The organism is Psychrobacter sp. G (genome assembly GCF_000418305.1).
Classification (GTDB): Bacteria; Pseudomonadota; Gammaproteobacteria; order Pseudomonadales; family Moraxellaceae; genus Psychrobacter; species Psychrobacter cryohalolentis.
Genome location: NC_021661.1, coordinates 2,532,490 through 2,547,353, shown reverse-complemented (window position 1 = coordinate 2,547,353; position 14,864 = coordinate 2,532,490). Strand labels below are relative to the sequence as shown.

The 14,864-nt window shown below is 42.9% G+C and carries 14 protein-coding genes; 9 read left to right on the top strand and 5 right to left on the bottom strand.

Annotated elements, in window-relative coordinates:
* The first annotated feature begins 57 nt into the window (after positions 1-57).
* Together PSYCG_RS10660 and PSYCG_RS10655 are read left to right on the top strand one after the other, a co-directional pair.
* The gene (locus PSYCG_RS10660; protein ID WP_041772642.1) at positions 58-1,041 is read left to right on the top strand and encodes a malate dehydrogenase; all 984 of its coding nucleotides are present in this window, start codon (positions 58-60) and stop codon (positions 1,039-1,041) included.
* Between the two features lie 293 nt (positions 1,042-1,334).
* Positions 1,335-1,574: a DUF2789 domain-containing protein gene (locus PSYCG_RS10655; RefSeq protein WP_020444204.1), complete on the top strand. Its 240-nt coding sequence runs from the start codon at positions 1,335-1,337 to the stop codon at positions 1,572-1,574.
* A gap of 114 nt (positions 1,575-1,688) precedes the next feature.
* Here the strand turns inward: PSYCG_RS10655 and ribF are convergent, their stop codons facing one another.
* Positions 1,689-2,732, bottom strand: coding sequence for a bifunctional riboflavin kinase/FAD synthetase (gene ribF, locus PSYCG_RS10650; protein WP_020444203.1), 1,044 nt, complete (start codon positions 2,730-2,732; stop codon positions 1,689-1,691).
* Between the two features lie 255 nt (positions 2,733-2,987).
* Between ribF and PSYCG_RS10645 the strand changes: the two genes are divergently transcribed.
* On the top strand, positions 2,988-3,623 hold the full coding sequence (locus PSYCG_RS10645; protein WP_020444202.1) for a GNAT family N-acetyltransferase: 636 nt from the start codon (positions 2,988-2,990) through the stop codon (positions 3,621-3,623).
* A 39-nt stretch (positions 3,624-3,662) separates the two neighbouring features.
* Here PSYCG_RS10645 and PSYCG_RS10640 read toward each other — a convergent pair whose 3' ends face one another.
* The 4 genes from PSYCG_RS10640 to ampD form a co-directional block, all read right to left on the bottom strand.
* Positions 3,663-4,277 carry a hypothetical protein gene (locus tag PSYCG_RS10640; RefSeq protein WP_020444201.1) on the bottom strand — a complete coding sequence of 205 codons (615 nt, stop codon included), beginning with the start codon at positions 4,275-4,277 and terminating at the stop codon, positions 3,663-3,665.
* Between the two features lie 122 nt (positions 4,278-4,399).
* Positions 4,400-5,950 carry a murein biosynthesis integral membrane protein MurJ gene (gene murJ, locus PSYCG_RS10635; protein ID WP_020444200.1) on the bottom strand — a complete coding sequence of 517 codons (1,551 nt, stop codon included), beginning with the start codon at positions 5,948-5,950 and terminating at the stop codon, positions 4,400-4,402.
* Positions 5,951-6,130: 180 nt separating this feature from the next.
* Positions 6,131-6,649: a hypothetical protein gene (locus PSYCG_RS10630; RefSeq protein ID WP_020444199.1), complete on the bottom strand. Its 519-nt coding sequence runs from the start codon at positions 6,647-6,649 to the stop codon at positions 6,131-6,133.
* Positions 6,650-6,694: 45 nt separating this feature from the next.
* On the bottom strand, positions 6,695-7,282 hold the full coding sequence (ampD, locus tag PSYCG_RS10625; protein ID WP_020444198.1) for a 1,6-anhydro-N-acetylmuramyl-L-alanine amidase AmpD: 588 nt from the start codon (positions 7,280-7,282) through the stop codon (positions 6,695-6,697).
* 217 nt (positions 7,283-7,499) lie between these two features.
* On the opposite strand from ampD, the gene PSYCG_RS10620 reads away from it, so the two are divergent.
* The 6 genes from PSYCG_RS10620 to murG all read left to right on the top strand — a co-directional run bounded on the left by PSYCG_RS10620 (position 7,500) and on the right by murG (position 14,821).
* Entirely contained in the window at positions 7,500-9,578 is a 2,079-nt protein-coding gene (locus PSYCG_RS10620) for a DUF4105 domain-containing protein (RefSeq protein WP_227500743.1), read from the top strand.
* Between the two features lie 49 nt (positions 9,579-9,627).
* Entirely contained in the window at positions 9,628-10,470 is an 843-nt protein-coding gene (locus tag PSYCG_RS10615) for an SDR family oxidoreductase (RefSeq protein WP_020444196.1), read from the top strand.
* Between the two features lie 81 nt (positions 10,471-10,551).
* The gene (locus PSYCG_RS10610) at positions 10,552-11,547 is read left to right on the top strand and encodes a hypothetical protein (protein WP_020444195.1); all 996 of its coding nucleotides are present in this window, start codon (positions 10,552-10,554) and stop codon (positions 11,545-11,547) included.
* A gap of 71 nt (positions 11,548-11,618) precedes the next feature.
* Positions 11,619-12,323 carry an orotate phosphoribosyltransferase gene (pyrE, locus tag PSYCG_RS10605; protein WP_020444194.1) on the top strand — a complete coding sequence of 235 codons (705 nt, stop codon included), beginning with the start codon at positions 11,619-11,621 and terminating at the stop codon, positions 12,321-12,323.
* Between the two features lie 102 nt (positions 12,324-12,425).
* On the top strand, positions 12,426-13,397 hold the full coding sequence (gene gshB / locus PSYCG_RS10600) for a glutathione synthase (protein ID WP_020444193.1): 972 nt from the start codon (positions 12,426-12,428) through the stop codon (positions 13,395-13,397).
* 338 nt (positions 13,398-13,735) lie between these two features.
* The gene (gene murG, locus PSYCG_RS10595; protein ID WP_020444192.1) at positions 13,736-14,821 is read left to right on the top strand and encodes an undecaprenyldiphospho-muramoylpentapeptide beta-N-acetylglucosaminyltransferase; all 1,086 of its coding nucleotides are present in this window, start codon (positions 13,736-13,738) and stop codon (positions 14,819-14,821) included.
* Positions 14,822-14,864: the final 43 nt, after the last annotated feature.

The window sequence follows — 14,864 nt, the reverse complement described above, 5'->3', positions numbered from 1 at the left end:
TAATCACCAATTAGAATCGTGAATATCTAATCAATAATTAGGGAGTATTCAATGTCAATGAAACAGCCTGTACGCGTTGCCGTGACTGGTGCCGCTGGTAATATCAGCTATGCTATGTTATTTCGTATTGCTTCTGGCGAGATGCTAGGTAAAGATCAGCCAGTGATTCTGCAATTACTTGAAATCGCTCCAGCACTTGATGCCCTAAAGGGTGTGGTCATGGAATTAGAAGACTGTGCATTCCCATTATTGGCTGGTGTCGTCCAAACTGATGATGCGACTGTGGCTTTTAAAGATGTCGATTATGCGTTACTCGTAGGCTCACGCCCTCGTGGTCCTGGTATGGAACGTAAGGATTTGCTAGAAGCCAATGCTGCGATTTTCTCAGCGCAAGGTAAAGCATTGAATGATGTTGCAAGCCGTGATGTTAAAGTATTAGTAGTAGGTAATCCTGCTAACACCAACGCTGTTATCGCTCAGCGTAACGCACCGGATTTAGATCCACGTAACTTCACTGCCATGACTCGCCTAGATCATAACCGTGCAATGGCACAGTTAGCTGGCAAGACTGACAGCACGGTTAATGACTTGAAGAAAATGATCATCTGGGGTAACCATTCATCAACTCAGTATCCTGATTTGACGGCGAGCACTGTAAATGGCAAACCGGCGTTAGACTTGGTTGATCGCGCATGGTATGAAGGTACTTATATCCCAGAAGTACAACAACGTGGCGCTGCAATCATCAAAGCACGCGGTGCATCATCTGCCGCTTCTGCTGCCAATGCTGCTATCGCACACGTACGTACGTGGGTAATGGGTACTGATGAGAATGATTGGGTATCTATGGGTGTCTATTCAAACGGTGAGTATGGTATTGCTAAAGGTTTGATTTACTCATTCCCAGTAACTTGTGCTAACGGCGATTGGTCTATCGTAGATGGCGTTGATGTGTCATCAGATTTCTCAAAAGAGAAAATGGCAGCCACTGAGCAAGAGCTGAGCGAAGAGCGTGATGCAGTAGCACACTTATTACCGTAAGCTTTTAGGCTATTGTCATATTAGGGCTGTTTATATTCAGCACTAAGTAAAAAGCCCTCATGATAAATGAGGGCTTTTTTTGTTTGAATTTTAGCGTGCTGTCAGCATTATTTATATTTCATCGATACATAGCCTACTTATGATTCCTATTTCCGCATAATGCTTAAAGGTTAATACAATTGATAACGTTAGATAAACGTTGATTAACAGCTATTACTATAAAGCTTGCTACAATAATCAGGTTCATTTAAATAATAAGCATAAGTAAATTTTGCCATTTAAGGAGAAAATGTATGTTAGGCGAACCTGAATATAATATGAATGATCTGTTTGCTCAGTTGGGTCTTGAGAGCTCAGACGAAGCGATTGATCGTTTTATTGAAAACAATCAATTAGCAAAAGAAGAAAAATTGACAGAAGCCAGTATCTGGAATGACAACCAACGTATGTTCCTACAAGAAGAGTGGGAAAAAGATGCAGCGTGGGTAGAAGTGATTGATGAATTGAATGTACGTTTGCACCCACAGGCGTAAGTTATCAGTTAGGCAATAAAAAATATCCTGATAATAGACCAGCCATTAAAAAACCCACAACCTTTAAAGTTGTGGGTTTTTATTTATCAATGATTTGCTTAAAAGGGTCACTACTTAACCGTCCGTTTGCTTGTCTCGCCATTCAATCAATTCTTGTACATCATGATGAATACCTTCTTTTAGCGCATCCAAACTTTCGTAATGACGTTCTCCATGCAAATAATGCAAAAAACGCACCTGCAAGGTTAAACCATATAAGTCGGCTTGTAGTTGTGGAAAGTGTACTTCCAAACGCCAATCATGGGTTTTGTCGACGGAAGGTCTAGTGCCGATATTAGCAGTACCAAACAAACTGTGTGCCTGCAAACCTGCTATGCCTTTATGACCATCATCTGCACGTTTGACTAAATCGCTTGGTATAACATTGCCATCACTATCTACGCTAACCACATCGACCGCAAAAATACCATGTAAGGCAGGCTTAATACGTTTTAGGTCAATATTAGCGGTCGGGAAGTCCATGGTACGACCAATTTTATCACCGCCAACGACCGTGCCAGTAATAGCGTAATCTCGACCAAGTAATGCATTAGCCGCATTGATATCACCTGCCAATAAGAGATCCCGAATACGAGTGGAGCTGATGCGTGCTGCTTTATGATTATCGTCAGTAATCGTATCTAGATTGGTCACATGCAAACCATAATCGCGTAAAAACTGACTGTCACCAGTACGATCATGCCCAAATTTAAAATCATCACCCAATACCAAGGCTTGTACATTTAAACGCTGTGCTAAAATATCTGCAAATGCCTGCGCTGATAATGAGCGAAATTCGTTGTCGAAGCCTGCCACAATCAAGGTTTCAACGCCATATTCTGCTAGCAACGCTTGCTTTTCAGCAAGATTGGTTAAACGGGCTGGGGCAGCAGCAGGAGCAAAGAACTCTCTTGGCTGTGGCTCAAATATCATCACGGCAGAGCCAAGATTACGCGCCTTTGCAAGTTCGCGCACTTGAGTAAGCATCGCTTGATGTCCCAAATGCACGCCATCAAAATTGCCAATAGTGAGCACACAGGGCGCTAAAGCTACTGGGTTGGTATTGGTAGGCGAAGCGTCTGAAGACGCCAGCAGTTGCTCAAGAAAATAGGTATTCATAAATGTTCAGCTATGATAGATGAAACCAGATAAAAAATGAAAAACACATTTGGATATAAAATCGATGTGTTTAAAATCAGCCATTATAAAGTAAAATAGCCAGACTAACATCCTATAGTCTGCTGATAATGGCAGAACGGTATTGTCCGTTTTATATCACAGTTATTTTACTGACTGAAGCTTGTTTGACTACCTAGATATCGCTTTATAGGGTGATCAAACTATTAACGATGAATAACCCATTACGGAGGTGCTATGTCTGCAATAACAGCTAACCCACATTCTAAACCTATTTTTGATCGGACTAATTTGCCTATATTGACGAATAAGTTTGGCGATACATTTATGGTGCAGTATGCGACTGCAGATGATTTATCTGAAGTTTTAGCCATTTATAATCAAAGTATTGCTGGTAAGCAGGCAACAGCCAATCTAGAACCAGTGACCTATGAAGAGCGGGCAGCTTGGTTTGTAGAACATATCGAGAGTGCAACACGACCTATCTATGTCGTTAGAATGATAGATATAGCTGTGGAAGACGATATGCATAAAAAACACCCGTCAATTGTCGCATGGGGCAGCTTTAGTGATTTGTATGCGCGTCCGGCTTATCATATTAGTAGCGAGATCAGCATTTATATTCACAACAACTATCATAGTCGAGGTCTAGGCAGTTTATTGCTTCGCTGGATGTTACAGCAAGCACCAAGCCTCGGTATTCGTAATGTTGCAGCGCTTATTTTTGCCCATAACCAGCCAAGCTTGGGGTTATTTCGTAAGCTTGGCTTTGAGCAATGGGGGTTGATGCCACAAGTTTGTGATATGGATGGATTTATCGCTGATGTGGTGATGCTGGGTAAACGGGTGCTAGATAATGACAATAATATCTAAGATAACTATGGTTACATTCCTGCTTTAAATAAGCATTTTTTACCCCAAAATTTTCCATTCACCATTGATTTTTTGCAGCTCATAAGCCAAAGGCGCAGGCTCACTTTGACCTTTTAATCTTAGCTCACCTGTGACCGTGGCTTTTGTTTTATCGCTATTGTATTTGGTATCAATAATAGTGACCGCTTCAACCGTCTGCTTAAAGGCAAACTGAGTGTTTTTTAACTCTTCAGCGAAATTCTCCATATCGACTTTATAGTATGACGCCGCTTTTTTAACGTCGCCATAATATAAGGTATCAAGCGCTAGTTTCACTGTATTTTCTGGTGTACCTACTTCGGTTCGATTGGTTAGTATACTTGGCTCTTTTACAGCTGCTGCGATAGGGCTGATATCTTGACTGACGATGTCGTTATCTGTCTTAGCCGTATCACTGTTAGCTATGCTATCAGTCTTATTAACATCAGGTGTACTATCGACATCATCCGTGCTGTTAACAGTATTTACGGCAGATGAGCCGTCTGTTGTCTCGTCTGCTGGCTGGTTCTCTACCTTGTTATTGTCGCTACAACCGCTTATTAATAGTCCAGCACTGAGTAGACCAGTCGCAAAAATCATAGGTAAGCGTTGAGCTGCAAGCTGCTGAGTAGTCATATAAAACCTTAATATTGAGTAATTTAACAATAAGCCATTATGGCAACTATCAGCAGTATGCACTGTCAATTCTCATATTGAGCTTGTTTTGGTTTGGTAAACCAATAATTTATTACACCCTTTTAACCATGTTTGAGCTGGCGAGGACGGAAGCCTGTTGCCAATAATACTCCGCCGTAAACCAGCGCACCGACCACACACATAATCAGCAGCGCAACCAAACGTTGCCACTGTGCCTTATCGGTTGGAAAGTACGGTAGCATGATATAAAGCACAGCGATCATGGCACTGGTAGAGATTGCAAACTGCGCAAACAGTTTTTTCCAGTGACTTCCAAAACGGAAAATATCACGCTTATGTAAGAAGTAATACAGTAAGCCTGCATTCACAAATGAGGCGCCAGTCGTCGCAAGTGCCAGACCGCCATGCAATGGAATCTCAAGGAAGTAAAATATCCCAATGAAGATAACACTAAAAATCATATTAGCAAAAACGGAAATAATACCGATTCTGACGGGTGTGCGGATATCTTGACGAGCAAAAAACGCAGGGGCAAAGACTTTAATCAACATAAAGCCTAAGATGCCACCCGCCATGCTTCTTAGCGCAAGCGAACTCATTTGCGCATCACGTAAAGTAAATTCGCCACGTAAAAATAGCGCTTGCATAAGCACGTCAGACAGAATAAACAGTGCTGCCGATGCAGGTACACCGACTAAGATAATTAAGCGAGCTGCCCAATCGATGGTCTTTTTAAAACTGACATCGTCTTTTTGGGCTTCACTTTTTGATAGGCTGGGCAAAATGACTGTACCAATTGCCACGCCAATTAAACCAAGTGGTAACTCGCTCATACGCTCAGCGGCATATAGCCACGAGACTGAGCCGCCAATCATCAAAGAGGCAAAGATAGTATTTAATAGCAGATTAATTTGAGTAACCGATACCCCAAAGATAGCAGGTAGCATCAGCTTTAATATGCGTCTGACGCCTTCATGCTGGAAGTCGATTTTGGGCATCACCAGTAGTTTTTGCTGGGATAACTGTGGCAATTGCAGTAGGAGCTGTAATAAACCAGCGATAGCGACCGCATAACCGAGCGCCATAATGGGCGTCTCAAACATAGGTGCAAAAACCAGCGCGCCACCAATCATACACAGATTGAGTAATACAGGTGCAAAGGCAGGTGCCGCAAAACGTCCGTAACTTTGTAAAATGCCACTGGCAAAAGCGGTCATGGAAATAAATAATAAGTAAGGGAAGGTTAGGCGTAACAGCTCAGCGGTAATCGCAAACTTATCAGGTTGATCAGAAAAACCGGGCGCAAATAAAGTCACGACCCACGGTGCCATTAAAATAACCACTACGGTAAGCATCGATAGAATTAACATCAGCGCGCCTGACGTGCGACTGACTAATATCTGTACTTCTCGTAGACTATATTTTTCTTTATATTCAGATAAAACAGGTACAAAGGCCTGACTAAATGCGCCTTCAGCAAACAGGCGTCGCAGAAAGTTCGGTATCTTAAAGGCGACCAAGAAAGCGTCCATCAGACCGCCAGCGCCAAAGACGCCTAATAACACAATATCGCGTACCAGACCTAAAATACGCGACAGCATAGTCATACTACTGACTACCATGGTTGAACGAAATAACCGACTTTTTGCCATGAGAACCTATTATGCCAATTTGTTTAGTGATGGTTGCTTGCTGATTTACGAGAGTCAAAAAAACTGTCAGATTATAGCACTTTCATAACCTAGGTAAATGCATTGAATATGGAATATCAAGTGTTAAAAAACGTTGATGAGATGTGCGGCTATTTTTCATTGCGAAAAGTAAATTGAGGATTAAATAGTTTTATAGATTTCATTTAGAAGTCTAAATAGCTCAGAACGTTTATCAATCATAGATTTTCTATAATTGGCTGTATCATTATGGTCGAAAGGTATATCTACAGACTCGACTCTCTTTTTAAGAGCTATAACTGTTTCGCCATATTCTCTAAGCTTAATTTGAGCACTACCATAGCCAAATAGTAGTAATAAAGATTCTGCTTTCGTTAGCTCACTAAAGCTATCGAATAATTTATTTTGAGAATCTAGGAATCCGTTAGATTTAGGAAGAGATGAATCTGGAACCAGTCTACGCCGCCAATCAGTGGCAAATGCCCAATAATTCAGAGCAATAGTATTAAAATTCTCAACTTTTTCTGCGACTTCTTTTAGCATTTCAAACTCGCGGTCTACTTTAGCTTTTTTAAGCTCATTACGATGTTGTGTTGAGGATAATAGAAAAGCAATAACGCCTGCTATCAATGCGCCTAAACCTATTTTTACTGCCGAATCGACCACTTCAATCCAAGTCATAATTTTTCCAATCGATAAATAGTCATTATTAAAATCAAGAAATGATTACTTTGATAGCGCAGCTACCATTTCACGCAATTTCGTCCATTCAAAACAATCACCGGGGTCAGTCTTGCGACCGGGTGCAATGTCACTATGACCAGTCAGATGCCGACGGGTTTTGGGATACGCGTCATAGATTGCGACGATTGCGTTTGCCAATGATTCATACTGCGCCGCGCTAAAGGGCACAAAATCTGACCCTTCAAGCTCAATGCCAATGCTATAATCATTACATTCGGCTCGACCAAGATAGCTCGACCTGCCGGCATGCCATGCACGCTCGTTAAAATTCACAAACTGGGTGATAGTACCGTCACGCTCGATAAATAAATGTGCGGAAACTTCAGCGCCTTTTATTGTCTGAAAATAAGGATGGGCGTCCCAGTCTAATTGATTGGTGAACAAGGCTTTGACGTAGTGGTTGCCATCAGAACCGCACGTGCCAAACTCGTTAGGCGGTAGGCTAATATTGTGAATAACAATTGTATTAATGCTGATATGTTCAGGTCTTTTATTAGTGTTTGGCGATGCAAGCCACGTGGCGGCAGATAATTGACCCTCGTTGATAGTCATTGATGATGCTATAGACATAATGCTCTCTTTTATCGTGGTTATTAATCAGCAGAAGAATGCGTTTTATCGTAAATTTTGTATAAATAAATAGCAAATATATCGTCATTTCAGTATAAACAAGAGAGACGTCAATAATATTTTGCTAAAAGTCTATTGTTACTCATAAATGTTCAAATTTTTAATGAGCGTCCATCACGCGATAAGCGTATCACCTTTACAGTGCGAGATTTTACTTATGTCCATACACTCAGTTTCAAATCGTATTGCGCTAGATGGTACGCCAATACAGCTTAGCCGCCGTGCACGTTTGTCATTGGCGATAGCTGGACTGCTGCTAACTGCGCAAGCACAAGCATTTTTACCAACGCCTGCATCACTGGTTACGACTGGTGAGCTTGCGCTTAATACCGATGCCAATACTAATAATAACAATGCTAAAGCCGAAACAGATGCAAATCAGCTGCTAAATCTATGGCGTGAGCAGGCTAAGACAAAGAATCTTGCCCAAGATACGACGTGGCGCCGCTTATTATATTTCTCTGATGAGAAAAAAGGCTTGTTTGGCAAAAATAAAAATATCAGTGCGGTCGATGATGCTCGCTTCTTTTTGAGCCCAAATGGGCGTGAGGATTCAGGCGCTGAGCTTGATGCGATGCTTGTTGCCTTTGCTGATGAAATGGCTAATAACTCTAAAACTAATAATACTGTCCAAGCTAGTAATAGCAACTCTGCGCTATGCCGTTTCCCAGCAAGAGCAAAATGGCTAAGTGATACCTTGGCTATTGAGAAGTCAGCGATGCAGGTAACTTGTCCAGAGCTGACAGCTTGGATGCAGAAACTCGCACCTGAGCAGCTGTCTATTATGTTTGCCCAAGAATACTTAGACAATCCTCTGTCTGCTTTTGCTCATACCTTGTTGCGTATCGATTCAAAAGCAAGTGTGGCTGATCCAAGCCAAATTCATCATGCTTATGCGCTAAATGATACGGTCGATGGCGATACCAAAGATAACTTTGTATTGTATGCCATCAAATCTATGACGGGCGGTTATAACAATCTGATCGAGATTGCCCCTTATCCAGAAAAGCTGGCTAAATATCTGCAAGACGATGAGCGTGATGCGTGGACATATCAATTGGATTTGACCCCAGAGGAAGTACAGCAAATCATATTGCACGTTTGGGAAACCAAAGATTTAAAATTGCCCTATTACTTTACCTCTGACAACTGCGCCTCTGAGATTTTGCGCTTGATAGATGTGGTACGTCCAGAGCAGCACTTATTAAGTCAGCTGCCTTATGCCGTTATTCCGTCAGATGTGGTACAGCTGCTGAACAAAGAAGGTTTTCTTGCTAGCACCAATTATACGCCGGCTGATAGTACCTTACGCCAAGCGCAATTGAACAAAGTCAAACAGGAGCGTGAGCAGCTCGGCTACCATAACAACCCAAAACAGACGGTTAATGAGATTAAGTCGGCCCAGCTCAATAAAGTTTCGAGCATGTCATCTGACGGTCAGACGTTACTGACTCACCAGATTGCGGTCTCAGATACCAATCCTCTCAATCGACATTCGCTGCAAATGGGCAGTATTGGCATTGGTCAGCGCGGCGATAATAATTACATCGATCTTGGCGCGCGCGCAGGCTATCACGATACCCTTGATCATCCGTCTGGTTTTCCACAGTTCTTTGATTTAGAAGGTGCTTCTGCGACTGTGCGTTTGTATGACACAGATAATGATAAAGCCAATCAGCCAAAAAGTGTGGTGTTACAGAATTTGACTTTGATTAAAGGGCGTTCTTTTAACCCTGTCAATTCGGCTAAGAAGGGCAAAACCTGGGGCGCGAGTATAGAGGCCACGCGTGTAAACGATGGCTCGCAGCAAGACGGTACTGACCATTTAGTTGGAAGCTTGGGCTATGAGTCTGGTTGGTCATGGGCATTTGGTACGCCTAGTGCAGGTACAGGCGAGATGCCGCCGCAGCTTTGTTATACCTTTTTGGCAGGTACCGCGCAAACGGGGCGTGGTATCAATAAAGGCTTTCGTGTCGGCGTAGGCGTAAACGCTGGCTGCCGTTATCAGATTAACAATCAGTTACGTGCACAGGCTGAATTGCAATTGCCATATTGGTATCATGGCAGCAGCGACGACTCTAATGTGCGCGGTCATTATTGGCAGCCGATATCAAGCTTAGGGCTGCAATACGATATCGATAAAAAACAAGCATTACGTATCAATGCCAATTATGAATGGCAAGATCGCATTGATGCCAATGACGATATACAGCTGTCATATCGACGTTATTTTTAGCAGCCACCAGTATTTTTAGCAGCATCTTCAAAGGCAGGCAGGAATTATGATGAATACGCATAATATATTAATTATCGGTCAAGGTGACATTGGATTACCAGTGACCAATAAGCTTGCGCAAGATGGCTTAAATGTCACAGGGCTGGCACGTAATGAGAGACAGCATTACGCACTGGATGATAAAGCTAAATTTATGCAAGCAGATGCGTTGACGCTTAGCGCTGAGCAACTGCAAGACTTTACTCATATTGCTATCATCGTCACCCCTGATGAGTACTCAACCAATGGTTATCACAATAGTTACTTGGCGATTAACCAGCATCTAGCGTTGCTTGCGGATAAACTAGCCAATCTTCAGCGCATTGTTTTTATTTCTTCAACTGGTATCTATGGGCAAGATAACGGTGAATGGATCGATAAAGATACCGTGCCGATGCTGCCTAAACGCGAAGCATCACAGGTGATATTGCAAGCAGAGCAAATGCTGAAACAAGGTTTTGATGATAAAGCAATTATCATCCGCCCAAGTGGTATTTATGGGCGCGAGCGCTTAATGCGTGTGCGTAAAGCTAAAGAGTCAGAGAAAAAGCCGATAGTAGCTGGCGTGTGGACCAATCGCATTATGGACTCTGATTTGGTCAATATTATCGCCAAAGTACTGACGATAGAGGTACCAAAGCCTGTTTATATTGCAACCGATTATTTGCCAGTGACTTCCTTTACGCTGACCACTTGGCTATGTGAGCGACTGGGTGAAGCACTGCCAGTACTTGATGATAAGAATAGCGCCATGACCGGAAAGCGCCTACATAGCAATATTCCGTTAGCGTGGCTGACGTATCCTGATTGGCAAATGGGATATGAAGATATTTTGCATCATCAAGACTCATAAGTTGCTATAGCGCTTAAATACGTTTTCAAATATATTGTTCATGGATGCTGTTTTATAATAGCACTCACTTAGGGAGATTTCATGACCCAGCCTTTTACTTCTGATGAGGGTTTATTCAGTGTTGATCTTGTGGCAGAGGGTCAGTTTGCAAATAATAATGCGGCGCAATCAGCCGTTTTATTCAGTAGTGACCAGCCTGCGATTGTCCATCCTAATTTTGATCCGACGCAAGTGCCATTAGATCCTGCAAGACCGCTAACGGATATTCCAGAACCAGCGCGACGCTTAAATGGGCAATTACGCCGATTATATGGCAATGCTGCCCGTTTTTATCAGCCTGATAAGGACAGCTTGTCAAAATGGTCGCTTATTGCGTCAGAGGCATTAGCAGAACATTTATCATTACTAAACGCTGCTAAATTGATAGCGCTGCCTGATAGTTTTTATCACAATCAGAGCGAGCAGCCATTAATGTCGTCGTTAAATGAGATGGTTTTGCTAGATATGTCAGATATTCAACAAGCAATTCGGGCGTATCCAAGATTGAATCGTTATGGATTTTCAGAGACGGAGAGCGAAGAGAGTGATAAAGATATTAATGCTAAAACCAAAGTATCTGCTGCACTATCTCTGCGCACCCTGACCAAACGCTATAACCCTGATGAGCTTTTAAATAGTATGTATGCTGATGACTGGCACGTAATACTGCAGCCGCAGCAGTTCGAGTTAGGTGAAGGCAGCTTAGCGACTGATATTATGGCGTGTAGCGTTGCTGTTCATGCTTTAAAGCAGTGCAGCCGCCGCAAAAGTATCAACCATAGTTATAGTGCCGCGCAAATTTGCCAGCATATACGCAGCTACTTACTCAGTCAGAGTATCTGTGAGCCTGCTCAGCGGCATGCCTATCGCCAAATTCGAATTTTTGCAGGGCATGTGATCATAGCCGCTCATCATTTGGGCTGGAATATTCAAATGAGTCGTGATGGTCACTGTTATTTTGACCTCTCCTCACGTTGCGGTCTTCTGACCCGATATCCCAATATACAAGATTATGATATCAATGGTTGGTCAAGTTAAGCGCCAACGCCTATAATGCGCGTCATGATAATCATTTTTAAACCTTTCTTTTTGTTCATAGGAATTCTCTAATGCCCCATGCCCAATACGCTAACAATGCCCCATTTTCATCTCATGCCTTTATTCAACTGGCGTTAGACAACCAAGTCTTAAAGTTTGGCGAGTTTGTCTTAAAGTCTGGTCGCATTAGTCCGTATTTTTTTAATGCAGGTTTGCTTGCATCAGGTGAGATGTTGTCGCTATTAGCACGTGGTTATGCAGATGCCTTAGCTGAACAGATGGCTGCTACAAATGAGGGTAAAGGCGCACAAGAACTGGTTATCTTTGGTGCCGCTTATAAGGGTATTCCCTTTGTGGCAGCAACTGCACAGGCTTTATGGTTACATCATGGTATCAATGCCAACTGGGGCTATAACCGTAAAGAAGCCAAAACGCATGGTGAAGGCGGTAATTTGGTCGGCGCTGATGTTAATGGCAAAGCCGTTTGGGTATTGGATGATGTCATTACCGCTGGTACAGCGATGCGTGAAGTGGTTGAGATTTTAGAACAAGCAGGCGCACATGTTGCCGGTATTATTGTGGCGCTTGACCGTAAGGAAAAAGGCTTAGCAGAGCGCTCGGCAATTCAGGAACTGGCGGCAACGTTAAACGTTCCAGTGCGCGCCCTTGTCGATATTGACGACTTAATCAGCTATCTGGCAGAGGGTGGTCATTCGAATCAAAATGCAACTCAACTTGCAAAAATGCAGCATTACCGTACCCAGTATGGCGTATAGTTAAGCGTAACTATTGCTATCTATACTTGTATATATTGGCATGCTGATATGTGATTTGTGTGTATTTTATCTATTAATAACATCCTGTAAATGAGTATTCTTATGAGCCTAGAACAGCCAAAAAAATCTTTGAACATACTTGTGGTTATGGATCCCATTGAGCAAGTTAATTATAAAAAAGACACCAGTCTGGCTATGATGTGGTCGGCGCAAGATCGCGGTCATCGTTTGGGTTACTGTCAGATTCATGATTTATGGCTTGATCGTGGGCAGTTGATGGTCGATACGCAGTCAGTCATTGTCAAGCGTGATCCTGAGGATTTTTATACGTTAGGGGATAAGACGACAGGTTCGGTCAGCGATTATGATGTGATTTTGATGCGTAAAGATCCACCGTTTGATATGCGCTTTATTTATGCAACTTACATGCTTGATCATGCAAAGGCCGCAGGTGTACTGGTCGTCAATGACCCACAAGCCATTCGTGATTGTAATGAGAAATTGTTTGCCACTTGGTTTAGCGATTATATGAGCCCAACGATTGTGACCAGTAAACAGGCTCACATTCGCAAATTTATCGCTGAGCAGCAAGACGTTATTGTTAAGCCATTAGACGGTATGGGCGGTACAGGCATATTTCGCCTGACTGCTGACAGTCCAAATATTGGCGTGACGCTTGAGATGTTGACTGAGCTTGAAACGCTGCCGATTATGGCACAGCGTTATCTACCAGAGATTAAAGAAGGTGATAAGCGCGTGCTTATTGTTGATGGGACTGTGGTTGACTATACCTTGGCTCGTATTCCAACAAAGGGTGAGACGCGTGGCAATCTTGCTGCCGGTGGTAGCGGGGTGGCAATGCCGCTGACCGATATCGAACGCCAAGTCGCAGAAGTGGTCGCACCTATTGTCAAAGAAAAAGGGCTGATGTTCGTCGGTTTAGACTTAATTGGCGGACGCATTACGGAAATTAATGTCACCAGTCCAACCTGTGTGCGTGAGATTGATGACCAATGTGGTACAGACATTGCGACCGATTTTATCCTCGCAATAGAGCGAAGACTGGCAATCTGATAGGCTGCTAAAGTTTGTTAGTTAAATAAGCTGTAAGGATAGAGTAATGTAATGCTCATCTACTGGCACAATGAGTAAAAATAGTTGTGCTAACATAGATCGTTAAAACGTCAGGGTACTAGCGTTTTGATAACGATTTCGCGGTATTTACCAAAGCCAAGTCGCGATTATTCACGGCTTGGATTTTTGTTATTGGTCGGGCAGAAATGACTATATATCAGACCACGATTTACACTATACTATGCGGGCTTTTAAACAGCTCTAATGACCCGATGAGTAAGATGGCTATAGGACAATAAGTCCTTCATATCAATACAAAAAAGATAGGCAGGCGTTTCATGAAGACACCGCACATATTAATGATGGCTGCTGGTACTGGCGGGCATGTATTTCCAGCACTTGCGGTTAGTGAAGAACTGACTAAGCGCGGTGCGGTGATTCATTGGTTAGGCACACCAAACGGTATGGAGAATGGTTTGGTGGCGCCAACCGGTTATCCTTTTCATGCGATTGAGATGCAAGGCTTACGCGGTAAAGGGATTGGGCGTTTGCTTAAGATGCCAGTTACCTTACTTTCTGCGACTATGGCAGTGATCAAAATTATTCGTGGTAATAATATTGATATAGTGGTTGGCTTTGGCGGATATGTCAGCGCACCCGGCGGTATAGCAGCCCGTTTGACCAAGACACCGCTTATTATCCATGAGCAAAATGCCATTGCTGGCATGAGTAACCGCTACTTAGCGAAGATGGCGACCAAAGTCTTGCAAGCCTTTGAAAATACCTTTGGCAATAGTCAGCTTGATGCAAAACTTGAAACAGTTGGTAATCCAGTACGTAATGCGATAACTGGTGTCGCTGAACCTATAGCGCGTTATGATATAAATGACCGCTCAGCATTAAAACTGCTAGTGGTTGGCGGCTCACTGGGTGCACAAGTGCTAAATGAGACCGTGCCAAAAGCACTGGCGTTAATAGAACGTCCGTTTGAGGTACGTCATCAATGTGGACGCAATAATGAAGCTGCGACGCAAGCAGCATATGATAGTGAGAATTTAAGTACACATCAGTTTATCGTACAGCCATTTATCGATGATATGGCAGCGGCTTATAACTGGGCAGATATTATTGTTTGCCGTGCTGGTGCGTTGACCGTTACTGAAATCCAAAATGTGGGTATTGCCGCGATTTTTGTACCATTGCCAAGTGCAGTTGATGACCATCAAACGGCAAATGCGCGGACGTTGACATTACATAAAGCGGCGATTCTATTACCGCAAAATGAACTGACGCCCAAACGCTTGAGTGAAGAGCTTGCAGCCCTTGATCGACCTGCTTGCTTAGAGATGGCAAAAAAAGGTCATGCGCTTGCCAATCGCCAAGCCTGCCAGCACGTTGCCAATATTATCTGGCAAGCTTTGTAGATAAACAAATAAATACCTGATATTTTTGCCTTACTATATTTTA